The organism is Actinoplanes sp. CA-252034, assembly GCF_050956125.1.
Classification (GTDB): Bacteria; Actinomycetota; Actinomycetes; order Mycobacteriales; family Micromonosporaceae; genus Actinoplanes.
On the sequence record NZ_CP191846.1, the window covers coordinates 2,428,762 to 2,452,349 of the forward strand.

Genomic DNA, 23,588 nt, shown 5'->3' on the forward strand with positions numbered 1-23,588 from the left:
TGACTTTGCGCCGGACGTTAACGAAACGGGGGCGTCCTGTCCATCCACTGTCGAAATCATCTCGCCGACCGACCGAACGATGCGAATCAGCCGTTCAGGGGAATGGTGATCGCCCTGTTACGCAGGGCATATGTGCCCGCCCACAGTTTGCGTGGACGGGCACATTGAACAATTCGAGGAATTCGATTTAATTGATCAGCCGAGTGCGTCGGTAAGGGCCCGGACGACCCTTTCCTGCTGGTCCGGCGTGATCTGCGGGTAGATAGGGAGGGATAGGATCTCCGGCGCGGTGGCCTCCGCGTTCGGGAACGATCCGCCGAGCGACGCGAACGCGCCCGTCCGGTGCACCGGGATCGGGTAGTGGATGGCCGCACCGACACCCGCGGCGTTCAGCTTCGCCAGCACCTCGTCCCGGTTCGGCACCCGGACGCAGTAGATGTGCCACACGTGCACGTTGCCGTCCAGCGTCACCGGGCGCACCACCCGCTCCAGACCGGCCAGCAGCTCGTGGTAGCGGGCGGCGGCGGCGCGGCGCTGCTCGTTCCAGCCGGCCAGGCGGGCCAGCTTGGCGCGCAGCACGACCGCCTGCAGGCCGTCCAGGCGGCTGTTCACACCGACCAGGTCGTGGTGGTACTTGCGCAGACCACCGTGGCTGCCCAGGGTGCGGACCGTGGTCGCCCACTCCTCGACGGCGGTGGTCACGGCGCCGGCGTCACCATAGGCCCCCAGGTTCTTGCCCGGGTAGAAGCTGGTCGCGGCGATGCCGTCCACGCCGGAGCCGAGCCCGTGCCGGGTGGCGCCCTGCGACTGCGCGGCGTCCTCGACGATCACGATGTCCCGCCCGGCGAGACCGGCCTTCAGCTGGTCGACCGGGGCGAGCTGGCCGTACAGGTGGACCGGCGCGATGGCGCGGGTGCGCGGCGTGATCGCGGCGAGCGCGGCGTCCACGTCGATCAGGTACGTGCTCGGGTCGCAGTCCACCAGGACGACCTGCGCCCCGGTCCGGGCGACCGCCTCGGCCGTGGCGATGAACGTGTTGGCCGGCAGGATCACCTCGGTGCCCGGCCCCACGCCGACGGCCCGGAACGCCAGCTCCAGGGCGTCGGTGCCGTTGGCCACGCCGATCGCGTGCGGCAGCCCGGAGAACGCGGCGTACTCGCTCTCGAACGCGGCCACCTCCGCCCCGCCGATGAAGGCCGTGTCGGCGATGATGCGCTTGAAGCCGGCCTCGACCTCCTCGGCCACCTCCGCGTGGGCGGCGGCGAGGTCGACGAGCGGGATGCGGGTCATGAGGACTGCCTTTCCGGGACGGAAGCGTTACGCAGGAAGCGGGCCGGACTCCCGGCCCAGATCTCGCCGGGCGGGACGTCGTGCAGGACGACCGAGCCCATGCCGACCAGCGCCCAGGCGCCGACCGTGACGCCCTCGCGGATCAGGGCGCCGGAGCCGACGTACGCGCCGGTCTCGAGGATCGCCCCGCCGCCGAGCCGGACCCCGGAGGCGACGGTGGCGTAGGAGCCCACCAGGTCGTCGTGGGTGAGCACGACGTGCGGCATGACCGCCACGTGGGCGCCCACGGTCACGTCGGCGGTCAGCACGGTGCCGGCCAGCAGCACGGTGCCCTCGCCGACGGTGCTGCCCGCGCCGATCGACACCGACGGGTGCAGCACCGTGGCGTACCGGGCGGGGTCGAGGCCCAGCCGCTCCACGATCTGCTGCCGCACGGTGTAGTTACGCGGATTGCCCACGCAGACCACGACGTCGGCGTCCAGCCCGATGACACTGTCCACCGGGCCGAGGACGGGCAGGCCGGAGCGGACGGTTCCGTGCAGGTCCGGGTTGTCGTCGACGAACCCGAGGACCCGCCGGCCGCCCGCGAGCGCGGCCGAGGCCGTCTCCCGGGCGAACCCGCCCGCCCCGACGATGACCAGGTCTCTCACCGGATGGCCAGCTCGCGCAACACGCCGACGATGTGGTCCTGGTCTGCTTCGGTGAGCTTGTGGTGCAGCGGCAGGATCAGCGACTCCCGCGTGATCCGCTCGGTGACCGGCAGCGGTCCGGCCGCCATGTCCGCGTAGGCCGGCTCCAGGTGGGCCGCCATGATGCCGCGCCGCGCCGAGACGCCCTTCGCCGCGAGGGTGGAGAGCACCTCGTCCCGGCTGACCGGGAAGCCGTCGAGCAGCACCCAGAACGACTGGTAGTTCGTCTGCCCGTAGGCCGGGTCGCGAACCGGGACCAGCCCGTCGATGTCCGACAGCAGCTCCTGATAGCGGGCTGCGAACTGGCGGCGCTGGGCCACCAGACCCGCGAGCTTGCCGAGCTGCACCAGGCCGACAGCCGCCTGGATGTCGGTCATCCGGTAGTTGTAGGCCGTCTCCAGATAGGCCTCCAGCACCGGCTGCTTCGAAGCGTGCCGGTCGGCGGCGGAGACGTTCATGCCGTGCTCGCGGAGCCGCTTGAGGCGGGTGGCGGCCTCGACCGAGTCCACCGTCACCATGCCGCCCTCACCGGTGGTGATGAGCTTGCGCGGGTGGAACGACCACGCGGCCACCCGGGCCCCGGTGCCGGCCGGCGCGCCGTAGGCGGTCGAGCCGGCCGCGCACGCGGCGTCCTCGACCAGCCCGATGCCCCAGCCGTCGGTCGCCTTGCGCAGCGCCGCGGTGTCGAACGGCACGCCGCCCTGGTGCACCGCGATGACCGCGCGGGTCCGCTCGGTGCGCACCGCGTCGACCGTCTCCACCGTGACGTTGCCGGTGGCCAGCTCGACGTCGGCGAAGACGGGCGTGGCGCCCACGTAGCGAACGGCGTTGGCGGTGGCGATGAACGACAGCGACGGCACGACGACCTCGTCACCGGGCTTGATGTCGAGCAGCACCAGCGCCAGGTGCAGGCCGGTCGTGCAGGACGACACGGCGACACCGTGCCCGGCGCCGACGGCGGCCGCGAACTCCTGCTCGAACCGCGCCACCCGCGGACCCTGGGCGACCCAGCCGGAGCGGATCGCGTCGGCCGCGGCCTGGGCCTCCTCTTCCCCGAGGTCGGGGATCATCACCGGGATCACTGGGACGACCGCCACCAGTCGACGAGGCCCTGCAGGCCCTCGTGCAGGCTGAGCTGCGGCTTCCAGCCGAGCTTCTGCTCCGCCTGGGAGATGTCGGCCAGGCGCCGGGTGACACCGTTGACCGCGCGGGCCGGGCCGTGCTCCGGGACGAGGTCCGACTTCATCACGGCGCTGAGCGCGGCGGCCAGGTCCTTGAGGCTGGTCTCCTCGCTGGCGGCGATGTTGAAGACCTCGTCGGTGACGTCCGCCCGGGCCGCCAGGATGTTGGCGCGGGCGATGTCGGCCACGTGCACGAAGTCCATGGTGGCCAGGCCGTCACCGAGGATCAGCGGGGGAGTGCCCGACTCGATGCGCTCCATCCAGCGGATCAGCACCTCGGTGTAGAGGCCGTGGATGTCCATCCGCGGGCCGTACACGTTGAAGTAGCGCAGGGCGACGTAGTCCAGGTCCTTCATCGCCTTGAAGCTGCGCAGGGTGGCCTCGTTGAACGCCTTGGCCGCACCGTAGAACGTGTCGTTGTTGTACGGGTGGTGACGCTCGGTGGTCGGGAACTCCTCGGCCAGGCCGTAGACCGACGCCGACGACGACGCGATCACCTTCTTCACACCGGCCTCGGCGGCCGCCTCGACCACGTTGAAGGTGCCGTCGACCAGCACCTCGTTGGCCAGCCGGGGCTCCTCCGCGCACTGCGTGATGCGGATCGCCGCCAGGTGGAAGACCAGGTCCTTGCCCTCGGTGACGGAGCGGACCAGCTCCCGGTCGCGGATGTCGCCCTCGACGAGCTTCACCGTGGCGCCCTGCGACAGCGCCCAGGCCAGGTTCTCGCGCCGGCCGCGGACGAAGTTGTCGAGTACGACGATCTCCGCGGCCCCGCCACGGACGAGCTCGTCGACGACGTGCGAGCCGATCGTGCCCGCCCCGCCGGTGACCAGGGCTTTCGAGCCCTCGATCGATACGCCAGTCACGCCGTGTGCCCTTCGTTCAGCTTGATCATGGTCCCGCCCTCGGCGAGGCTACGCGAGGCGGCCTGGAGGATCTCCAGCACCCGAAGGCCGGAACGACCGTCGGTGAGGGCCGGAGTACCCGTGGTGATGGCCCGTGCGTACTCGTCGACCATGGTCCGCAGCGCCTCACGCTCGGTGAGAGCCGGGGAGACCACGTCACCGGACCGGTACGACACCAGGATGTCGCGCCGCTGCTCGTCGCCGAGCTCCTCCGGGGAGGCCACGTCGACACCGCGGTCGTAGATCGACAGGCGCTGGCTCGGGTTCAGGTCGTCCCACACCAGGGTCCGCTTCGACCCGCCGAAGATAGCGGTCCGCACCTTCACCGGGGAGAGCCAGTTGACATGGATGTGGGCGATCGCACCGGTGTTCAGCTGCAGCGTGAGATAGGCCACGCAGGCCCGGCCCGCGCCGATGCCGTCGGCCCCGTGGGCGGCGACCGCGACCGGGCGCACCGACGGCGGCAGCACGAAGTCCAGGATCGACAGGTCGTGCGGCGCCAGGTCCCAGATCACGTCGATGTCCCGCTGGACCAGGCCCAGGTTGATCCGTACCGAGTCCAGGAAGTGCAGCTCGCCCAGCTCGCCCGCCGCGAGCAGGTCGCGGATCCGCAGCACCGCCGGGGTGTAGCAGTAGGTGTGGTCGCACATCAGCGTCAGGCCGCGCTTGTCGGCCTCCTCGACCAGCTGCAGGCCCTCCTCGTGGGTGGCCGCGAGGGGCTTCTCGACCAGCACGTGCTTGCCGGCGCGCAGCGCGGCCATCGCGACCGGCAGGTGCGTGCCGGCTGGTGTGGCGATCGCCACGGCGTCGACCGACGGGTCGGCGAGGACCTCCTCGAGGTCGGCCGTGACCTGGACCGTCGAGTAGCCGCCGAGGACCCGCTGGGCCCGCTCGACGTCGAGGTCGCAGAGCCAGCGCAACCGGAAGTTGGGGCTGCTCTGGAAGTTGCGGACGAGGTTGGGGCCCCAGTAACCGGCGCCGACGACGGCCACACCGATGGGAGCGGGGAGCGGAGAAGTCACGAGCATCCGTTTCGTCGGAGATTGGGCGGGAACGCGTCCGCGCAGAGTGGACGGACGGTGCCGACGCAGTCCGTCGGGAAAGCTATCGATCCGCCGCAACCGAGCGCCAGTCGGCGACCGGATTTCCGACGGAGCTGCGGGGTCATCGCGTCCCTTCGGCTGATCGGGGTACGCCTGTCGGTCAGCGATCACGCAACCCAACGGTCAGTTCGGCCGGGAACGTCGTTTTGCTGACATCGGTTCGGACTCCCGGAGGCTAGCCTGTGCCCGGTTCTCGCCGATCTTCCGGAAGGCTCCACATGACCGTCAATGTCGCCCCGACCGCCGATGTGGACGAGCGGGCCTCCATCGGCGCCGGCACGCGTATCTGGCATCTCGCCCAGATCCGCGAGAATGCCACACTCGGCACGGACTGCAACGTCGGCCGCGGCGCGTACGTCGGTCCCGGCGTGGTCATCGGCGACAACGTCAAGCTGCAGAACCACGCGCTCGTCTACGAGCCGGCCCGCCTCGGCGACGGCGTCTTCATCGGCCCGGCCGCCGTGCTCACCAACGACGAGTACCCGCGCGCCGTCACCCCCGACGGCCGCCTCAAGACCGGCGACGACTGGACCGCCGTCGGCGTCACCATCGGTGACGGCGCCGCGATCGGCGCCCGCGCCGTCTGCGTCGCGCCGGTCACCGTCGGCCGGTGGGCCCTGGTCGCCGCCGGCGCCGTCGTCACCAAGGACGTCCCCGACTTCGCCCTGGTGGTCGGCGTCCCGGCCCGCCGCGTCGGCTGGGTCGGCCGGGCCGGCCGACCGTTGGTCGCCAAGGACGGAAACCTCTGGGTCTGCCCCGAGACGTCCGCCGAATACGTCGAGGAAGACGGCATCCTCACCGAACGCTGATCGGGTACGGCTACGCGGAGTCCCGTTCCCTACCCCGCGACGCAGCCGTCACTCCCGGCCGCACCGCGGGCGCCGGGCTGAATGCGGTGGTCCCGACCTCGGCCGGCCCCCGACGCTGCCTCCCCGCCCGTGGATACGACACGGGGCGCCGGCCCGGAGCTACTGGTGGGCCAGGCGGCGGGCCAGCACCCGTTCGGTGAGGGCGACCAGGACCGTCTTCACCGAATCGCGGTGGCGGGCGTCGCACTCCAGCAACGGCATGCCCTCCGCGACCCCCAGCGCGTCGCGGATCTCCGCCGGGTCGAAGCGGCGCGCCCCCTCGAAGGCGTTGATCCCGATGATGAACGGGATGTCGTGCTCCTCGAAGTAGTCGATCGCCGGGAAGCAGTCCTCGATCCGGCGGGTGTCGACCAGCACGATCGCGCCGAGCGCCCCGTGCACCAGGTCGTCCCAGAGGAACGCGAACCGGTCCTGCCCCGGCGTGCCGAACAGGTAGAGCAGCAGCGACTCGTCGAGGGTGATCCGGCCGAAGTCGAGGGCGACCGTGGTGGTGGTCTTCCCGGCGACCGCCGACGTGTCGTCCACCCCGATCGACCGCTCGGTCATCTCGGCCTCGGTCACCAGCGGCTCGATCTCCGAGATCGCGCCGACGAAGGTGGTCTTGCCCACCCCGAACCCACCGCTGATCACGATCTTGACGGCGACCGGTGACGGCGCCGCCACCGTGTTAGAGCGCCCGAACACGATCCCTGATCCTCTCGATCAACGCGGTGGTCAGCTCGCCGGGCATCTCGCCGGCTTGCAACAAGCCCTGCGTCATCAGGTCCGCGACGATCACCCGGACGACGCCCAGCGGAGCGTGCAACGCCGACGACAGATCGGCCATCGACATCGGGCGCTGGCAGAGCTCGACGATCCGGCGGGCCTCGAACCGCAGTGGCGCGGACAGGGCGGCCGGTGCGGCGTACAACTGGGTCTCGATCCGCAGCCCGTCCTGCAGTGGCTGGGTGCGCCCGTTGGTGAGCATGAACGGGCGGACCACCGGCTCCTCGGCGTCGTGGCTCATGACCGGGGCAGGTGCTGCCGCGATTCGGCGATCAGGGCCGGGGTCAGCAGGTCACCGAACCGTTCGGCGAGCATCGAGATCTCGTATCCGACCAGGCCCAGGTCGCTGTCGCCGGAGGCCACCACGCCCAGGCAGCTGCCGCCCGGGATCACCGAGATCACCAGGAAGCCCCGCAGCATCTCGATCATGATGAGTTTGAGGCCGTCGAAGTCGTACCGGCGGGAGGCGCTGCGGGCCAGGCTGGCCATGCTGGAGACGATCGCCCCGAGCTGGTCGGCCTCGGCACGGGCCAGTCCGTCGGACGCGGCGATCAGCAGGCCGTCGGAGGAGACCGCCACCGCGTCGCGTACACCGTCGGCCTGATGGACGAAGTTGCCGAGCAGCCAGTTGAACTGGTGCCGATCGGCCGGGGCCTCGACGCTCACAGGATCTCCTCACTGATGAAACTGCGTTCACGACGGCGAGGCAGGCTCGCGCCACCGGACTCGCCGTCGGGCGCAGAGGGGTTGACCGCGTGCCGGCCATTGCCGGTTCCACGCTGGATGCCCGCGCGCAGAGCGGTCAGGCGGTCGCGGACCGCCTCGGGCGACGTGGCGATCGGGACGGTCGGCTCGTTCGTGACGGCCGGGAGCGGCGCCGTCGTCTCGGACCGGTTCCGCTGCGACCGGGGGGTGCGCCGGCGCAGGCCGTTGACGGTGTGCTCGGCCGGCGGGAGCGCGGCCTCGGCCGGCCGTCGCGGCGCGGGCACGGACGGTTGCTCGCCCAGCACCACGTAGTCGATCTGCAGCGGTTGTGACGGGGGCTCCGGCGGTTGCAACGAGGGCAGCTCGACCGGTTCCGGCCCGGCGACGGCCGGGACGCCGCGCACCTCGGGGACGATCCTGGCCGGGGAGCCGGCGGGCGGGCCGTCGAGGGAGACGGCCGGGGGCGCGAGCATCTCGGTGGGCAGGCTGACCCGGGCGGTCACCCCGGTCACCGGCGAGCGGGCCAGCTGCACGCCGACGCCCATGTCGGCGGCGAGCCGGCCGACCACGTAGTGGCCGAGGAACCGGGCCGGCGCGGTGAGGAAGTCGCCCTCGCCCCGCAGCCGCCGGTTGGCCACCTCCAGCTCCTCCTCGCTCATCCCGACGCCCTGGTCGCAGACCGCGATCAGGTAGCCGTCGTCGACGATCCGCCCGTGCAACTCCACGTCGAGGTCCGGCGGGGAGAAGGCGAGTCCGTTCTCGATCAGCTCGGCGAGCATGTGGGCCAGGCCGCTGGCCGTGGAGCCGGACACCAGGGCCTCGTCGAGCCGGCGCAGTGACACCCGCCGGTACTCCTCGACCTCGGAGACCGCGGCCCGGATCACGTCGGTCAGCGGCAGCGGCCGGGACCACTGCCGGGGGCTGGCCGCGCCGACGAGCACCAGCAGGCTCTCCGCATTACGGCGCATGCGGGTGGCCAGGTGGTCCAGCTCGAACAGGTTGGCCAGGCCGGTGGGACTCGACTCCTCCTGTTCCAGCCGGGTGATGAAGCCGAGCTGGCGGCGCAGCAGGTTCTGGTTGCGGCGGCCCAGGTTGGCCAGCGACTCGGCGCCCGCCCGGCGCAGCTCGGCCTGCTCGGTGGCCAGCGCGTACGCGGTCGCCTGCACCCGGTCGAACGCGTCCGCCACGAGCCGCACCTCGGAACTGGCCGTCTCGGCCACCCGCACCGACCCCGGCGGCCCGGTCGCGTCTCCGGCCACCGCCCGCTGGACGGCCTCCGGCAGTCGCTCGCCGGCCAGCCGGTTCGCCTCGGCGGCGAGGTCGGATAGCGGGCTCGCGATCGAGCGGGCGGCGATCGTACCCAGGTAGACGGCGATGCCGATGCAGGCCGCGACCACCGCGCCGAGCCCGGCGAGCCGCAGGTTCGCCTCGTCGAGCAGCACCTTGGCGCGGGCCTGCAGGCTCGCGCCGATCGTCTGGGCCAGTGCCGACATGTCGTCGAGCACCGGCCCGGTCGAGGTCCACCAGAGCTGCGCGTCGGCCCGCAGCGCCTTGCCGTCGCCGGAGCGCAGCGCCCGGTTCTCCAGCTGCTGAGCGCGTTTGGCGGGGGCGCTCGCCAGGATCTGGTCGCGGGCGGCGAGGGCCTCCGGCGTCGCGTACTCCTCGAACTCGGCGTAGGCGGCGTTCAGGTCGGCGCGCAGCTGGACGTACCGCAGGAACTCGCCGTCGGCGAACCCGCCGGCCGAGAAGACGCCGTTGAGGAAGGCCCGCTGCCGTGCGGTGGCCTCCTTGGCCAGGTTGAGCATCGCCAGCGACTCCGAGCCCAGGCGCATGGTGGCGTCGGCGGCGTTGTCCAGCGCGAAGTAGACCTCGCCGAGCTCCGCGACGACCTCGTTGTACTCCTCGAAGACCTCGGTCCGGTCGGCTCCGCCGCCGTCAACCTCACCCCGGATCGACGCGAGCGCCTCCGCCTGCTCGAGCGCCTCGCCGACCTGCCCGTCCAGGTCGCCGCGCTCGTCGACCACCTGCTCGACGGCGGCGCGCCGGGTGTCGGTGCGCTGCCGCGCCGGTGCGATCTCGGCGGCGAAGTCCTGGTTGCCGGCGAGCAGGCCGACGGTGACGCCACGCTCGGTCTGCACCTCCTGGGCCAGCCCCTGCACGGCCAGGTCGAGGGTGATGGCGTGCCCGGTCCGGGAGGCCAGCCGATACTCGGCGAACTCCTCGGTGACGACCACCGCGAGCAGCAGCATCATGGCCGCGACCGGCAGCGCCAGCATGCGGACGATGCGGCTGCGGATGGTCCGGCTCCGGTCGGTGCGCCCGTCCCGCCCCATCAGGTCTCCTCTGCTCTCGCGACGCGGGACCTCAGCTCTCGCGACGCGGGACAGAATTGACGGACGCAAAGATGGCGGTCAACACCTCTATCGGGCGACAGGACCGCAGTGGGCTCCTCACCTCCGGTTCGAGCCGGGGCCGGAGCGCGACGTCCTACGAACGGGTGGTCAGGCGGTGAGCGTGGTGATCGCGCGATCGAGGAGCTCGGTCAGCTGCCGGCGCTCGGTGTCGGTGAACGCGGCGGCGAGTGAGCGCTCGATCCGGACGGCGGCCGCGTCGGCGCCGGTGAGGAGTGCGGCGCCGGCCGGGGTGACCCGGTTGACCACGACCTTCTGATGCAGCGGGGACTGGTCGCGCTCGATCAGGCCCTTGGCCTCCAGGTTGGTCAGCACGGTGGCCATCGTCTGCGGGGTTACCAGCGACTCCCGGGCCAGCTGGGCGGCGGACATGCCGTCGCCGCCGGAGAGCAGCAGGAGCGCCGCGTACTGCGGGACGGTCAGGCCGAACTCGCGCAGCGCGGCGGTCTTGCGGGCGATCAGGGCCTGCTCGGCGCGTTTGATGACGAGGCCCAGCCGGTCTTCGATCCCGCTCATGGGTCGCATTCTGCCACGGCCCGGGGTTGTGTGAGACCTCTGGTTTATGCCAGAGTGCTGTCACATGAGCATCATTCCGGACAGTCACATCGATCTGCTGGAGCGGCCCCTCTTCGGGCACCTCGGCACCGTGCGCGACGACGGCGAGCCGCAGGTCAACCCGATGTGGTTCGCGTTCGACGGCGAGTTCCTGCGGTTCACCAACACGACCACGCGCCGTAAGTACCGCAACGTGGTCGGGGAGCCGCGGATCAGCCTGTCGATCAACGATCCCGATCAGCCGTACCGCTATCTCGAGGTGCGCGGCACGGTCGAGCGGATCGAGCCGGACACCGAGGGCGTGTTCTTCGCCGAGCTCGCCGCGCGGTACCGGCTCGACATGCCGCTGCCGCCCGGCGACGTGGCGCACCGGGTCGTCTACGTGGTGCGCCCGACGGCGGTCAGCCATCAATGACGATTGTCCTCGATAAATATTGACCATAGTCTTTCTCGCATGATGATCGTCATCCCGACCGGGACGGATGATCTCTTTCAGCGAGGGGGAGTCTTGGACACACCAGGCCGGAATTCTTCACTGAGCCGACGGCGGATGCTGACGATCGCCCTGGGCGGCGCGGCCGGGGTCGCCCTGCCCGCGCCCGCCTGGGCGGTCGGCGACCGGCGGCCGGGGGCGCTGCGCCCACCGGCCCTGACCCCCGGCGACGAGCGCGTCGCGGCGCGGGTCTCGGCCGAGCGCGCGCTGCACCACCTGCGGGTGCTGTCCCAGGGCATCGGCCCGCGGATCGGCGGCACCGGCTCCGAGCACCGGGCCGCCGACTACCTCTCCGGCGTGCTGGACCATTACGGGTACGCCGTGACCAGGCAGCCGTTCACCGTGGGCGACAAGTTCCTGGCCCAGCTCTCGGGCCGTCCCGGCCTACCGCGTGACCTGTGCTGGCAGGCCGGGGCCTCGGCGCACGCCGCCCTGGACACGAAGGTCCGTGGTGACGTGGTGGACGTCCACGCCGGCACGGTCGCCGACTACCCGGCCGACGCGACCGGCAGGATCGTGCTCATCGACTACGTGGCCGCCGACCGGGAGGCCCTGGTCGCCACCGCCGTCGCGCGCGGCGCCGCGGCCGTGATCTTCCTGCCCGCCGACCTGGTCGAGCCGCGTCGCGCCGCGGCGTTCAGCCCCACCCTGCCCGGCTCGGCGACCACTCCCGTGCCGATCCCGGTGGTGGGCGTGGCCCAGGCGCAGAAGCACCGGCTGCGGGAGCGGCTCGCCGCGGGCCGGCTCCGGCTGACCGTCTCCACCACCGCGCACCGGGGCCTGACCTCGCACAACGTGCTCGCCGAGCGGCGCCGCGGCAGCACCGGCGGACCGGTCGTGATGGTGAGCGCCCACTACGACACGGTGATCGGCGCGCCCGGCGCCAACGACGACGGCTCGGGCACGGTCCTCTGTCTGGAGCTGGCCCGGGTGCTGCGCAAGCTGCCCACCGAGGCGACCGTGCGGTTCGCCCTGTGGGGCTCCGAGGAGCAGGGGCTGCTCGGCTCCCGCTACCACGTGGCCCAGCTCCCGCAGGCCGAGCGCGACCGGATCGTGGCCGTCTTCCAGAACGACATGGTCGCCACCAGCTGGGACCCGGCCACCCGGTACTGGCTGCTCTCCTTCACCGGCCTGGCCAACCGAGCCACCGACGAGGTCACGGCGGCCGCCACCCGGCTCGGCTACGACCCCCGGATCTCCCCGGTCACCCTGCGCGGCTCCAGCGACCACCAGTCGTTCCAGGAGGTGGGCATCGCCGCCGCCAACTTCTCCTGGCGCGGCGAGGCGAGCCCGGCCCTGCTGGAGCCGCCCTACCACAGCCCGGAGGACACCATCGCCAAGAACATCAGCCTGGAGCGCCTCCAGGTCTCGATGGAGCTGATCGGCTCGGCCGCGTACGCCACCGCCGGCCCCGCCTGATCACGCCCTGAGGGGACGCCGGCCGTCCCCGCGTCCCCTCAGGGCACCAGCCCCTCGGCGCGCAGCCACGCCCCGGTGCGCGCCATGCCCTCCTCGAGGTCCACCCTCGGCTGGTAGCCGAGCAGACGCCGCGCCTTCGCGATCGAGTAGGTGCCGGTGCGTGCGAAGTAGCGCATCGAGACGGCGTTGACCTCGGTCCGCGCCCCGGTCAGCCGGATCAGCCGGCCCGCCACGCGAGCCACGCCGACCGCCACCGGAGTGGGGGCGACGATCGGCCCGCGCCGCCCGAGCATCCGGTAGTAGTGGCCGAAGAACTCCCGGCAGGGCACGCCCACTCCGCCGGTGAGCGTGAAGGCCTGCCCGGCGCCGGCCGGTGACGACGCGGCCAGGATCAGCCCGTCGACCAGGTCGTCGACGTAGACGGGGCTGAAGACGCCGTGACCCATGGCCGGCAGCAGGAACTGGTACCGCTTGATCAGCCGCACCGGCAGGACCGTCCACGGCCGGGAGCCCGGCCCGTAGACGTCACCGGGCCGCACCACGGTCACCGCGATCCGGCCCTCGGCGTGTGCCTGCAGCGCCACCTGCTCACCGGCGATCTTCGTGTCCACGTACGGGTTGCCGTCCGGTCGTACCGGATGGTCCTCGGTCACCCCGTCCGGGAAGCCCAGGTCGGAGAAGGCACGGATCGACGACAACTGCACGAACCGGCCGGCTCCACCGCGTACCGCCGCGTCGAGGACCTTGTGGGTGCCGGCCACGTTGACCCGCCACTGGCCGTCCAGCCCCACCGCGTTGGACACCACGGCCGCCGTGTGGATCACCACGTCGGCGCCGGCCACCAGGTCCTGCCACGGGCCGTCCGCGGTGATGTCGCCGGCGACCACCCCGGCCGGCTCGTCGGCGCGCAGGTCCACGCCGTACACCTGATGTCCCTGTTCCCGCAGCCGGGCGGCGGTGGCGCGGGCGATGAAACCGCTGGCGCCGGTCAGAAAGACGCGCATCCATGGACGGTACCGCCCTATACCGAAAGGTAGAGGCGCCGTCCGCTTCCGGGTGGATCTCAGCGTTGCGCGGTGATGGCAGGCTCTCAACGGCCCCGGGCGATCCCCGGGCGCCGGTGGCCGAATCGGGGGAGGGCGACGTGGCGCGCAAGCGTGCCGAAATGCTGGAGAGACAGCGATGGGATTGGCGTCGCCGGGTGCCGATGGCGTTCGGCCTGCTCTACGCCGTCGTCGGGGCCCTGGGGATCCTGGCCGCCGTGGGCACCGTCGGCAAGGAGCTGGCCGGTGACGCCTCCCTGTGGACCGGGTTGCCCGCGATGACCTCGGCCGCCGGCGGCGTGCTCTACCTGATCGTCGCGCGTGGCCTGAGCCGCCGCGAGCACACCGCCTGGGTGTGGCTGGTGTCGCTGCTGACCCTCCAGATCGTCCTGGCCGCCGCCGGCATCGTGACCGATACGGCACACCCGATGCGGCACGGCGCCACTCTGCGGATCGGTGTCAGCGCGCTGCTGCTGGCCGTGGCCGTGGCCGCCGGGTCGGAGTTCACCACCGGGCGGCGACGGCCGCGCCGGTCGACGACCGTGCTGCTGGTGTCGCTCGTGCTGGTCGGGCCGCTGGCGAGCTGGCTGATGCTGACCGTGTTCAGCCCGGGCACCTCCGGCGGCGTCCGCCGTGCGCTCTGCGGCGCCTGGTTCCTGGTGCGCTGGCTGGTCGGGGTCCGTCAGCCGCACTTCGACGCGGCCCCGCCGGCGTGGATCCCGTTCACCGTGGGCCTGGCCGGTGCGTCCGCCGTCGTTCTCGCCGCGTGGCTGAGCCTGCGCCCCAGCCGCCGGGTCACCGACGGCGACAGCGAGGGCGAGGGGACGGCCCGGGTACGGGAGCTGCTCGCGGCCCACGGCGACCAGGACTCGCTCGGCTACTTCGCGCTGCGGCCGGACAAGGCGGCGGTCTTCTCCGCCAGCGGCAAGGCGGCCGTCTGCTACCGGCTGGTCAACGGGGTGAGCCTGGCCGCCGGTGACCCGATCGGCGCCTCGTCGGAGTGGCCGGGCGCCATCGCGGCGTGGCTCGACGAGGCGAAGGCACACGGCTGGACCCCGGCGGTGCTGGGCGCGGGCCCGGCCGGCGCACGCGCCTTCTCACGGGCCGGTCTGCGGGTGCTGGAGATCGGTGACGAGGCGATCCTGAACGCCGGTGAGTTCTCCCTGGACGGCCGGCCGATGCGGACCGTGCGGCAGGCGGTGCAGCGGGTCCGGCGGGCCGGCTACCAGGTGCGCGTCCACCGGGTCGGCGACGTCGCCCCGAGCACCATGGAGACGCTGGCGGGGTATGCCGAGCAGTGGCGCGACGGGCGTACCGAGCGGGGCTTCTCGATGGCTCTCGGCCGGTTCGCGCACCCGGACGACCTGGAGTACGTGGTGGTCGAGGCCCGCGACGCACAGGACCGGACGGTGGCCGTCCTCGGTTTCGTGCCGTGGGGCTCCGACGGTCTCTCGCTCGACCTGATGCGCCGTGACCCGGACGGGCCGAACGGCCTGATCGAGTTCATGATCGTCGAGCTGCTGGCGGCGTCCGCGACGATGGGCGTGCAGCGTCTGTCACTGAACTTCGCGATGTTCCGGTCGGTCTTCGCCCGCGGTGAGCGACTCGGCGCCGGTCCACTGCTGCGCTGGTGGTACGGCCTGCTCAAGCTCCTGTCCCGCTGGTGGCAGCTGGAGTCGCTGTACCGGGCGAACCAGAAGTACCAGCCGACGTGGCAGCCCCGCTTCATCTGCTACCCGCGCGGCCGGTCGTTCCCGAAGGTGGCGGTCGCCGCGGCCGTGGCCGAGGGCTTCGTGGCGACGCCGGGCCGCCGCCGGGCCGTGCCGTCGCCGCGCCGGCCGGTGACGAGCCTGGACACCGCTCCCGCGCCGGTCGGTACGCCCCGGTGAGCGGCATCGTCATCACCAGCGGCTGGGTGGTCGGCCTGCTGATCGGGCTGACCGTGGCGACGGCCGTGGCCACCGCCGCGTTCTGGGACCGGGGCCGGTTCCGCGTCGTGCACCGCGCGGCCGGGCTGATTCTCGTCCAGCTGCTGCTCCTGCTCAGCCTGGCCGCGGTGGTCAACAAGCAGGCCAACTTCTACGTCACGCTCGGTGAGCTGTTCGGGCAGGGCAGCGACACCTACGCCCAGACGATCCCGGCCGGCTCGCCGAGACTGTCCGCCGACGGCGGCGGGCAGGAGGACCTCGGCCGCTGGCTCGCCGAGCACCCCGCAGCTCCGGGCCGGGGTGTCCTGGTCCCGGCGACGCTGGCCGGCGCCGCCACCGGCTATGCGCTGCCGGCGCAGATCTACCTGCCCGCGGGTTACCGGGCGGACGGCCGGGAGCTTCCGGTGGTGATGTTCCTGGCCGGCTACCCCGGCACCGTGCACAGCTGGCCGGAGAGCGTGGGTGTCGTCACGGCGCTGGACGAGGCGATCGGCGCCGGGCGGCTCCCTCCGCTGATCGCCGTCATGGCCGAGCAGGACCCGGTCCGCGGCCGCGACAGCGAGTGCGTCGACTCGGTCCACGGCGTCCGGGCCGACACCTACCTGGCCGCGGACCTCCCGGAGATCATCCACCGGCATTTCCAGGCGGCCACGGGCCGGCAGAACTGGGCGCTGGTGGGCTACTCCACGGGCGGCTTCTGCGCGGTCAACCTGGCGTTGCGCCACCCGGACCGGTTCGCCGGCGCGGCATCGTTGTCCGGCTACTTCCGCCCGCTGATCGACCGCTCGACCGGCGACCTCTACCAGGGCGATCTGGAGCTGCGCCGGGCCAACGACCCGCGGATCCTGATCGGAGGCGCGAGGCCGGCCCCGCTGCGGCTGTTCCTCACCGCCGGGCTCGACGACCGGACGGCGCTGCGAGACCTCAAGGCCTTCGCGCCGCTGGTGCACGCGCCGGACACGGCCCGCATCGTCGCCGACCGGCCGGGCGGCCACAACTTCAAGACCTGGAACGCGGTCCTGCCCGACCTGTTCGCGTGGCTCGGCGAGCAGTTCGAGGCGACCTCCGGCACGGCGGCCTGACCTCAGGCACGGCGGCCGCTTTTCAGGCGCGGCGGCCCCGTCTCGAGCACGGTGGCCCGACCTCAGGCCGCCGCGGTCTGCGGGCCGCGGATCGCCCGCACGATGCTGCGGCCGTCGCCGAACACCGGCAGGAGGAAGATCAGGTGGGCGAGGTACCACCAGGTGACGGGGGAGCCGGCGGCCAGCAGCGCGAGACCGGCGAGGGCGCAGAGGCCGGGGCCGGCCAGGGCGGTCAGGATGCCCTCGGCGCGGGTGATCGAGCCGTGCGGGACGACCGAGAAGCGCAGCAGCCCGCTCCGGACCTCGATGTCGTGCACGCCGGAGCAGCCGCTGAGGACCAGCACGTGACCACTCTCGTGCAGCAGGTACGACCCGGTGGCGCCGCCCACGACGTGTGCCACGAGCAGCCACGACAGGGTCAGCAGCCCGCTCTCGCCGGAGACCAGGCGGTGGGTCGCGCCCGCCGCCAGCATGACGGCCACCGGGACGAGCGCCCACGAGAACCCGATCAGGACGCGGCGGGCGACCCGGGCGAGTGCCCGGGCCGCCCGGAGGGGCGCCTCAGCCACGCTTGGACGTCTCGAGGAGACGCTGCTTGTAGCCCTTGAGCCACGAGTAGGTCAGGTAGGTGGCGAACAGGGCGAGCGTCAGGACCGCCCAGAAGACGATCAGCGGGACCCAGTTGTCCAGGCCCGCCTCGACCGACAGCGAGCCGTCCGCATTCTTCACCGACTCGAACGACACGGCGCCGAACATGGCGGTCTTGCTGACCACCTCGGAGTCGCTGGAGAACATCATGTAGAGCAGGTTGAGGGTGGCCGCGCCGAGTGTCACCAGCGCCGTGATCAGCGAGCAGTTAAGCAGGGCGAACAGCAGCCGACGCATGACGTGCCTTTCGTTGGAGGGACCGGATCCCGAGAATCGAGTAGAAGACGGCGAGCACGTGCACGATGGCGACCGCGGCCCACAGCGCGGGGGCGGGCAGCTGCAGGACGGTGACCATGATGCCGAGCGAGACGATCAGCAGGACGCACACCGCGTAGCTGACGAACGCGGAGAACGGGTTGTCCCGGTCGTGCGGGAACAGGATGCCGACCAGGGTGGTGAGGATGATGGCGCTGACGCACGCCGCCATCACCTTGCCGGCGTCGGCGAGTGTCTCCGGGCGGGCCGCGACGAGGGCGAGGACCGGCAGCGCCGAGACGGCCAGCTGGATCGCCTGGGCCGACAGCAACAGCGTCACCTCCGAGCCGGCGGACCGGCGGAAACCCGGCAGCCGTCGCAGGGCGTCGGTCGCCGAGTACGCGTAGATGCCCTGGGTGACCAGTAGTCCGAGCGCGAAGAGGAAGGTGCCGCCGTCGCCGCGCACGAAGAACATGCCGGCGCAGACGTACGCCACCGCGACCGTCACCCAGTTCTCCCAACGGCGTGACAGGGCCGCGAGGTACGGCCAGACCGGCAGGTGGAAGCCGGGGATCGGGGTCCGGGTGAACTTGTGGACCTCGGGGTAGCGGTGCGGCGAGGAGGCCACCACGAGCGCCAGCAGCAGTGCGCCGACCCCGAGGAAGGCCAGCCACATGACCGGCTGGCCCCAGCGCGCCGAGAGGTACACGAAGGAGTCGACGTAGTGGTTGCTCACCCTGTCGGCGAGGTAGTCCTCACTGATGTCGCGGACCAGCGCGGTGAAGTTCGCGTTGTAGACGAAGATGCTCAGGGCCATCATCACCGCGGTGATCAGGTGCGCCTGCCGGCCGAGGCCGATCCGCAGCAGCGCCGACATGACGACGTTGAACGCCGTCGACGCCAGCAGGTAGGTGAGCACGGCCGGGATCGCGAGGCCGGTGGCCAGGTGCGGGATGCTGGCGATGCCGAGCAGGGCGACCAGCGCGCTGGAGAACGGCAGGAAGAGCACCCCGATGACGCTGAGCACCATCACCGCCTCGTAGATCATCAGAGCGGCGGTGCGTTCCCGGTGACTGGCCGGCAGTTGCAGGGTGAACTGGAGCAGCCGGTCCGCCTTCATGAACAGGATCTTGATGAAGAGGAAGGCGATCAGCGTCCAGAAGATCGTCGACACGGTGCTGAGCCGGGCCAGCAGCTCCAGCGACTCCGGGCCGATCAGCGAGTCGAGGAACTGGTAGGCCACCAGGAACATGCCGACCCCGGTCGCCGCGGCCAGCGCGATCAGGCCGAACAGCGCGGCGGGGTTGCGCAGCGGGCCGTACGAGAGCACCCGCCGGAAGAAGTAGACCAGGAACATCCGGGCCAGGGCGATGACATGCGACAGTCGCATCTAGTGTCCCCCGTAGACGAGCCGGTCGACGACGTCGCCGAGACGTTGGCCCTCATCGCGTAGCGCGGGTACGTCCAGACAGTCGAGCATCTCACCCCGCGCGAGCACCAGTACCCGGTCGGCGACGTCCTCCAGGAAGCTGAAGTCGTGCGTGCAGACCAGGTACGCCGGCCCGTCCTCGCGGTGGTCGAGCATCTGCATCTTGCAGGCCTTGACCGCGTCGAGGTCGATGCCGTTGAGCGTCTCGTCGATCACCGTGATCGGCCGGCGCAGCAGGAACGCCAGCATGAGCTGGACCTTCTTGCGCATGCCGTGCGAGTAGTCCTCGATCAGGTCGCGGGAGCGGCCGCGCATGCCGAACGTCTCGAACCGCGACTCGATGTCGTCGGCGGACGGGCGCGGAGCGCCGTACAGCTTGGTCACGAGCTCGACGTACTCCCGCCCGGACAGGAACTCGGGCAGGTAGTCGTCGCTCGGCAGGTAGAGGGCGTCCTGCTTCGCCGCGTGCGAGCGATGATCATTACCGGACACGCCGATCATGCCCGACTTGAGTTCGAGAAGGTCGAAGACGAGCTTGATGAGCGTCGACTTTCCCGAGCCGTTCGGGCCGACCAGGCCGACGATCTCACCGGGATCGACGTGAAGGTCGACGCCGTCGAGAGCAACATTGCCGACACCGTAGGAAAAGGTCACACCAGTGACCGACAGAACGGGAGAGAAAGGCGCTGTCATCAATTTCGCTCCTGGGGAGGAAGCCGGGCGGCCAGTGGCCGCCCGGCCTCAGTTCAATGCCGGACTATCGGCACTCGAGGTTGACCTTCAGGCCGAAGTTCTTGAACGAGAAGCTGCCGGTGAAGGAGCCGTGGCCCCGGGTGATGCACCAGACGGCGGCACCGAGCACCACGGTGGCGCCGAGGGCCAGGATGACCGCGGTGAACACCAGGAACCAGGCGTCGTAGCGCATCACGGCGGCGTCGAAACGCGACTTCGCGACCATCAGGTACGGCGCCACACCGGTCCGCATCGCCAGATCGTTCATCATTTTAGATCCTCCCCCAAAAAGGGCTATGTGGAATATTCCCTTACTCGCGAGGAGCGCTGCAGTGCTCCCTCGGACGAATAATTCAGCGGCCGCGAGTCGCCATTTTCCGTCCTTCTTGGAAATCAATCTATGCGAGCTGGGGGAGGATCCATATCGGACCTTGGTCTGCTGGAATGCGTCCCTTGGTCGGTGCTCTCCGCCGCTGATGCGACGAAAGGACGTCACACGCCGATGCCGCCGGTGAGAGGCAGGGCCGGGCCGCAGCCGGGGACCGTGACGCGGCACAGCCGGAGAGTCGCCGGGTTGACGACGGCGACGGTGTACTTGAAGGCGAAGCTCGCCGGCGTGGACCCGCAAGCCTGCGGCGAGTCGGTGGAGTGGGCCCCGGCGGTGAACCGGACGACGTAGCAGTCGGCCGATCCGCCGGCGCTGACCGTGCCGGTGACGGTGTAGGTGCGGCCGATCCCGAGTGGCTGCTGGACGACCGTGTAGTTGCCGGAGGCCTTGCCCTGCAGCCAGGTCAGCGTCCACGGACGCGGGACGGCCGAGGCTGCCGCCGGGGCGCCCATGGTCAGGGCCCCGACGGCGACCGCCGACACCACGGAAATGCACTGGGCGTGCAATTTCATTTCTGTCCTCCCGTGTTTGATATCCCCGGTTTACTGTCGCTCCGGGAAAGAGAAGGTCCAGAATGGCACGCTTGGTACACGACTGTGGATAAGACCAAAGTCGTAGTCCGCGAAGACGAATCGAGCTCATTTCTCGCTTTGATGTCGGGCAGGCGACACTCAGTCGGCGCTCGCGCGATGCGCCATGGCGACCAGGCCCGCCTGCAGGCGTGACTCCACCTCGAGTTTGGTGAGAATGCGGCCGACGTGGGCCTTGATGGTGCGCTCGGCCAGGTCGAGCTGGCTGGCGATGGCGTGGTTCGACAGGCCGTCGCCGATCAGGCCGAGCACCTCACGCTCGCGCACGCTGAGCAGAACGATCCGCTCGATCGCCCCGCGCCACAGTCGCAGCCCCACCCGGAGGCCGACCTCGGCGGACAGCGAAGCGGCCGCCACGGGCTGGCCATCGGTCCACTTGACCAGCACGGATGCGTCCACGATGACCGCGTCCAGATCGCCCAGCGCGAATTTCAGGTCGCCGTCGTCCAGGTCGGCGGCCTCCTCGATGATCGTGACCTCGGCGCTGGCCAGGGCGGCTGACAGGCCGGCCCGGACGAGTGCGCGAGGTGCCACGATCCCCAGCCGGATCACGACCGCGTGGCGGCGGTAGCGGGCTGGTGGGGAGTGGTCCGGCCCGCGACGGCGATGCCGCTGGGGGCCGATCTCATTCGGTGATTGCAGTTAATGTGCAACATTCGTGTCCCCCGTACTCGAAATGATCTTTCGCAGTTCTGGTGGATTGACGCCTCCGCGTCACGTCGACAACCGTGTATGTCGCGTCACACTATCAAAGATCAGCCATTGCACAGGTGCCGGAACTTGACAGCAAACTCCCGGCAACCTAACGGCCTTTTGGCGCGTCCCCCGGTCCGATATTTGCGGACGGGAAAATCAAGAGAGCGCGTACAGTTCGACGAGCAACTCCGACAGGGCGGCCGGATCAGCGGCTCCCATCGGGGTCCGCCGCTCCCGCTGCCAGTGGTCCGACCAGGTGTCGTCCACCCAGATCTCGGTGATCCGCTGTTCACCGGCCGGGGTCGGGTATGCCGACGTCGGCACTCCCGGGTCCAGTTCGGCCAGCAGCGTCAAGCCGCCCGGCATCCCGTGCCGCAGTTGGGTGTGCGTGCTGTTCGATGTCTCGTACCCGTTGCCGTGCCACCGCCCGCGCAGCAGCCCCTCGATCGCGTCCGGGGCCACCGGCCCGAACCCGGCCAGGCCCGTCGCCACCCGCTGCTCCGCGGTGAGCGCCACCGCCGGCCGGTTCACCTGCGCGAACGGCTGCAGGATCTCGTAGTCGGTGATGATCTGCGCCCACCCGGCCAGCTCGTCGCCCAGCTCGGCCGGGTGCACGATCCCCAGCGGCGTGTTCCCGGAGACCGCGACGGTCGTGTCGTGGACGTCGGCGAGACTGCCGTCCTCCGCCACCCGCAGCGCCCGGACCAGGCGGTTCGCCGTGTCGTACTCGCCCCACAGCAGCCGCCGCGCGATCGGCCCCAGGATCGGATGCGGCAGCAGCACCCCGGCGAGGTCGCGGGCCGGGCGCGTCCGGTGCGTGTGCATCTCCCGTTCCAGCCGTGCCGTCTGCGCCGCCGCGGTCGCCCGCAGATCCTTCTTGAACTGCAGGAACCACTGGTACGCGCCGGCGTCGGTGTCCTTCACGCCAGGCTTCGGCGGCCGCGTCAGGATCCGCCCGTCCGGGCCGGCCACGTGCGCCGTCAGATGCTCGTCGACGACCACCGGGAACCGGCGCGGCCCGTAGTCGACGGCGAGCCCCGTGTCGAGTCCGTGCGTGATCGCCAGCCGGTCGGCCAACTGCGTCACCGACAGCCCGCGCAGGGCCGCCGCCTGTGTCAGATAGTCGGCGGCCCGGTCGTTCGTCGACCCGCCCGACATGTTCGCCTCGATCGCCAGCAGATGCCGCAACGACACGTCCGAGCCCACCGTGGCCAGCACCGCGAAACCGTCTATCGCCCGCGCGTACCGGCTCTTCGCCGGCCACGACCGGACCAGCGGCCCCAGCTGATCCATCGTGGCGTCGTCACCGACGTGCGCCTGCGCGACCAGCGCCCACGACTCGGCCGCGGGCATCCCGTCGGCCAGCCACGCGTCCAGGAGCGCCCGCCCGAACGCCGCCAGGCTCTCGCGATCACAGCCCGCCAGCAGCCGGGCCGCCCGGTCGTCGAGGGCGGCCACCAGCGGCTGGGTGGCCGCCGACGACTCGACGACCACCGGCCGCGGACGATCCGGGTCACCGGGCGCCGGCTCCGGCGGATCGGCCGGACACGACCGCGTCAGCGCCTCCACCACCGCGGCTGTCTCGTCACCGGAGAGCACGCCGCCGCCGGCCCGGCGCAACGCCGGCAACACCTCGGGGCGCGCCCATCGCGGTGCTCCCGCCTTCCGGGCGGGTTGCGGCAGGGACGAACCCATGGGGGTACGAGTGTCAGCTGCTCGTTCACTGCGACGTCCAGCCCGAGGAGGTCCACCACCACGGCGAGCGCCCCGTGGCCGTACCCCTCCGCGGTTTTGTGGATCAACGCCCGGTGACCGCTCGCGGCGAGGTGGCGCAGTGCGTCTCCCGCGTTCTGCCGGGTCTTGCCCGGTCGCCCCACGGCGGCCGGGATCAGCGCCCGCGCCGCGGCCTCGGCGTGCCGGCTCAGCCAGAGCCGCGCCCACAGCCGTGCCGATCCGAGGTGCCGTAACCAGCCCGCGACCAGGGCCGCCGCCTGCGCAGCGCGGATCGGCAGCACCAGCAGGCCGAGGGAATCGGCGCTCTGACCGGCCTCGCTGAGCGCGAACGCGATCGCGTCCTTCTCGAACCGGGCGACCGCCACCCGGCCGAGATCGATCCGCTGCCGGTGGCGCAGCATCGGCGGATCGGCGAGCAGCGCCCGGGCCGGACCGTCCGGACCCTTCGCGATCAGCCACGAGATCTGCGGCGGCGCCAGGTCGGACAGCCGGTCGGCACCGGTCACCGCCAGTGGCCAGTCGGGCTGCTCCCGGCCGTGGTCGAGGGCGGCGGCCCGGGCCGCCCACCGCTCGCGCTCGCCGTCCGCCCACACCAGGAGCGGCTCGTCCGTGCAGAACAGGCCGTCGATCACGATCGGCCTGTTCCCGCTGCCCGCCGCCATCGTTGCGCCTCCCCGT

The 23,588-nt window shown here is 71.4% G+C and carries 25 protein-coding genes; 5 read left to right on the forward strand and 20 right to left on the reverse strand.

The genetic code is table 11. The features are described from left to right. Positions 1-195: 195 nt before the first annotated feature. The 5 genes from ACQPZW_RS10990 to ACQPZW_RS11010 are packed head-to-tail and all read right to left on the reverse strand — an operon-like array spanning position 196 to position 5,087. Entirely contained in the window at positions 196-1,290 is a 1,095-nt protein-coding gene (locus tag ACQPZW_RS10990) for a DegT/DnrJ/EryC1/StrS family aminotransferase (protein WP_433794736.1), read from the reverse strand. Beyond that, positions 1,287-1,940 (reverse strand): acetyltransferase, encoded by a 654-nt coding sequence (locus ACQPZW_RS10995; protein ID WP_433794737.1) that lies wholly within the window; start codon positions 1,938-1,940, stop codon positions 1,287-1,289. Before ACQPZW_RS10995 ends, ACQPZW_RS10990 begins: the two co-directional genes overlap by 4 nt. Continuing rightward, positions 1,937-3,076, reverse strand: a complete 1,140-nt coding sequence (locus ACQPZW_RS11000; RefSeq protein ID WP_433794738.1) for a DegT/DnrJ/EryC1/StrS family aminotransferase — start codon at positions 3,074-3,076, stop codon at positions 1,937-1,939. Before ACQPZW_RS11000 ends, ACQPZW_RS10995 begins: the two co-directional genes overlap by 4 nt. Further along, positions 3,058-4,026, reverse strand: coding sequence for an NAD-dependent epimerase/dehydratase family protein (locus ACQPZW_RS11005; protein ID WP_433794739.1), 969 nt, complete (start codon positions 4,024-4,026; stop codon positions 3,058-3,060). The genes ACQPZW_RS11000 and ACQPZW_RS11005 overlap by 19 nt, the downstream gene beginning before the upstream one ends. Beyond that, a complete protein-coding gene (locus tag ACQPZW_RS11010) occupies positions 4,023-5,087 on the reverse strand; it encodes a Gfo/Idh/MocA family protein (protein ID WP_433794740.1) in 1,065 nt (354 codons plus the stop codon). Before ACQPZW_RS11010 ends, ACQPZW_RS11005 begins: the two co-directional genes overlap by 4 nt. 299 nt (positions 5,088-5,386) lie before the next feature. Between ACQPZW_RS11010 and ACQPZW_RS11015 the strand changes: the two genes are divergently transcribed. Continuing rightward, on the forward strand, positions 5,387-5,977 hold the full coding sequence (locus ACQPZW_RS11015; protein WP_433794741.1) for an acyltransferase: 591 nt from the start codon (positions 5,387-5,389) through the stop codon (positions 5,975-5,977). A 159-nt stretch (positions 5,978-6,136) separates the two neighbouring features. Here the strand turns inward: ACQPZW_RS11015 and ACQPZW_RS11020 are convergent, their stop codons facing one another. The 5 genes from ACQPZW_RS11020 to ACQPZW_RS11040 form a co-directional block, all read right to left on the reverse strand. Continuing rightward, positions 6,137-6,721, reverse strand: coding sequence for a GTP-binding protein (locus ACQPZW_RS11020; protein ID WP_433794742.1), 585 nt, complete (start codon positions 6,719-6,721; stop codon positions 6,137-6,139). Then, complete coding sequence (locus ACQPZW_RS11025) at positions 6,705-7,043, reverse strand: DUF742 domain-containing protein (protein ID WP_433794743.1); 339 nt, start codon at positions 7,041-7,043, stop codon at positions 6,705-6,707. Before ACQPZW_RS11025 ends, ACQPZW_RS11020 begins: the two co-directional genes overlap by 17 nt. Beyond that, positions 7,040-7,468: a roadblock/LC7 domain-containing protein gene (locus ACQPZW_RS11030; protein WP_433794744.1), complete on the reverse strand. Its 429-nt coding sequence runs from the start codon at positions 7,466-7,468 to the stop codon at positions 7,040-7,042. The genes ACQPZW_RS11025 and ACQPZW_RS11030 overlap by 4 nt, the downstream gene beginning before the upstream one ends. Then, positions 7,465-9,840 carry a sensor histidine kinase gene (locus ACQPZW_RS11035; RefSeq protein WP_433794745.1) on the reverse strand — a complete coding sequence of 792 codons (2,376 nt, stop codon included), beginning with the start codon at positions 9,838-9,840 and terminating at the stop codon, positions 7,465-7,467. The genes ACQPZW_RS11030 and ACQPZW_RS11035 overlap by 4 nt, the downstream gene beginning before the upstream one ends. Before the next feature lie 168 nt (positions 9,841-10,008). Continuing rightward, entirely contained in the window at positions 10,009-10,434 is a 426-nt protein-coding gene (locus ACQPZW_RS11040; protein ID WP_433794746.1) for a MarR family winged helix-turn-helix transcriptional regulator, read from the reverse strand. A gap of 64 nt (positions 10,435-10,498) precedes the next feature. Here ACQPZW_RS11040 and ACQPZW_RS11045 point away from each other — a divergent pair, with 64 nt between their 5' ends. Continuing rightward, positions 10,499-10,888, forward strand: coding sequence for a PPOX class F420-dependent oxidoreductase (locus ACQPZW_RS11045; RefSeq protein ID WP_433794747.1), 390 nt, complete (start codon positions 10,499-10,501; stop codon positions 10,886-10,888). A 135-nt stretch (positions 10,889-11,023) separates the two neighbouring features. Further along, positions 11,024-12,385 (forward strand): M20/M25/M40 family metallo-hydrolase, encoded by a 1,362-nt coding sequence (locus tag ACQPZW_RS11050; protein WP_433794748.1) that lies wholly within the window; start codon positions 11,024-11,026, stop codon positions 12,383-12,385. Positions 12,386-12,423: 38 nt separating this feature from the next. On the opposite strand, the gene ACQPZW_RS11055 is transcribed toward ACQPZW_RS11050, so the two are convergent. Then, a complete protein-coding gene (locus ACQPZW_RS11055) occupies positions 12,424-13,389 on the reverse strand; it encodes an NAD-dependent epimerase/dehydratase family protein (protein ID WP_433794749.1) in 966 nt (321 codons plus the stop codon). 140 nt (positions 13,390-13,529) lie between these two features. Here ACQPZW_RS11055 and ACQPZW_RS11060 point away from each other — a divergent pair, with 140 nt between their 5' ends. After that, positions 13,530-15,317: a phosphatidylglycerol lysyltransferase domain-containing protein gene (locus tag ACQPZW_RS11060; RefSeq protein ID WP_433794750.1), complete on the forward strand. Its 1,788-nt coding sequence runs from the start codon at positions 13,530-13,532 to the stop codon at positions 15,315-15,317. Then, the gene (locus tag ACQPZW_RS11065) at positions 15,314-16,438 is read left to right on the forward strand and encodes an alpha/beta hydrolase (protein ID WP_433794751.1); all 1,125 of its coding nucleotides are present in this window, start codon (positions 15,314-15,316) and stop codon (positions 16,436-16,438) included. The genes ACQPZW_RS11060 and ACQPZW_RS11065 overlap by 4 nt, the downstream gene beginning before the upstream one ends. Positions 16,439-16,500: 62 nt before the next feature. Here ACQPZW_RS11065 and ACQPZW_RS11070 read toward each other — a convergent pair whose 3' ends face one another. The 9 genes from ACQPZW_RS11070 to ACQPZW_RS11110 form a co-directional block, all read right to left on the reverse strand. Then, the gene (locus tag ACQPZW_RS11070; protein ID WP_433794752.1) at positions 16,501-17,007 is read right to left on the reverse strand and encodes a hypothetical protein; all 507 of its coding nucleotides are present in this window, start codon (positions 17,005-17,007) and stop codon (positions 16,501-16,503) included. After that, positions 17,000-17,323, reverse strand: coding sequence for a hypothetical protein (locus tag ACQPZW_RS11075; RefSeq protein ID WP_433794753.1), 324 nt, complete (start codon positions 17,321-17,323; stop codon positions 17,000-17,002). The genes ACQPZW_RS11070 and ACQPZW_RS11075 overlap by 8 nt, the downstream gene beginning before the upstream one ends. Further along, the gene (locus ACQPZW_RS11080) at positions 17,295-18,731 is read right to left on the reverse strand and encodes a hypothetical protein (RefSeq protein WP_433794754.1); all 1,437 of its coding nucleotides are present in this window, start codon (positions 18,729-18,731) and stop codon (positions 17,295-17,297) included. The genes ACQPZW_RS11075 and ACQPZW_RS11080 overlap by 29 nt, the downstream gene beginning before the upstream one ends. Beyond that, the gene (locus tag ACQPZW_RS11085) at positions 18,732-19,424 is read right to left on the reverse strand and encodes an ATP-binding cassette domain-containing protein (protein WP_433794755.1); all 693 of its coding nucleotides are present in this window, start codon (positions 19,422-19,424) and stop codon (positions 18,732-18,734) included. It lies immediately after the preceding gene. A 103-nt stretch (positions 19,425-19,527) separates the two neighbouring features. Next, positions 19,528-19,773: a hypothetical protein gene (locus ACQPZW_RS11090; RefSeq protein WP_433794756.1), complete on the reverse strand. Its 246-nt coding sequence runs from the start codon at positions 19,771-19,773 to the stop codon at positions 19,528-19,530. Between the two features lie 221 nt (positions 19,774-19,994). After that, complete coding sequence (locus ACQPZW_RS11095; RefSeq protein WP_433794757.1) at positions 19,995-20,402, reverse strand: hypothetical protein; 408 nt, start codon at positions 20,400-20,402, stop codon at positions 19,995-19,997. 159 nt (positions 20,403-20,561) lie between these two features. Further along, positions 20,562-21,014 (reverse strand): helix-turn-helix transcriptional regulator, encoded by a 453-nt coding sequence (locus ACQPZW_RS11100; protein ID WP_433794758.1) that lies wholly within the window; start codon positions 21,012-21,014, stop codon positions 20,562-20,564. 318 nt (positions 21,015-21,332) lie between these two features. Further along, positions 21,333-22,796: a DUF4132 domain-containing protein gene (locus tag ACQPZW_RS11105; RefSeq protein ID WP_433794759.1), complete on the reverse strand. Its 1,464-nt coding sequence runs from the start codon at positions 22,794-22,796 to the stop codon at positions 21,333-21,335. Beyond that, positions 22,733-23,572 (reverse strand): hypothetical protein, encoded by an 840-nt coding sequence (locus ACQPZW_RS11110; RefSeq protein WP_433794760.1) that lies wholly within the window; start codon positions 23,570-23,572, stop codon positions 22,733-22,735. Before ACQPZW_RS11110 ends, ACQPZW_RS11105 begins: the two co-directional genes overlap by 64 nt. Between the last annotated feature and the right edge of the window lie 16 nt (positions 23,573-23,588).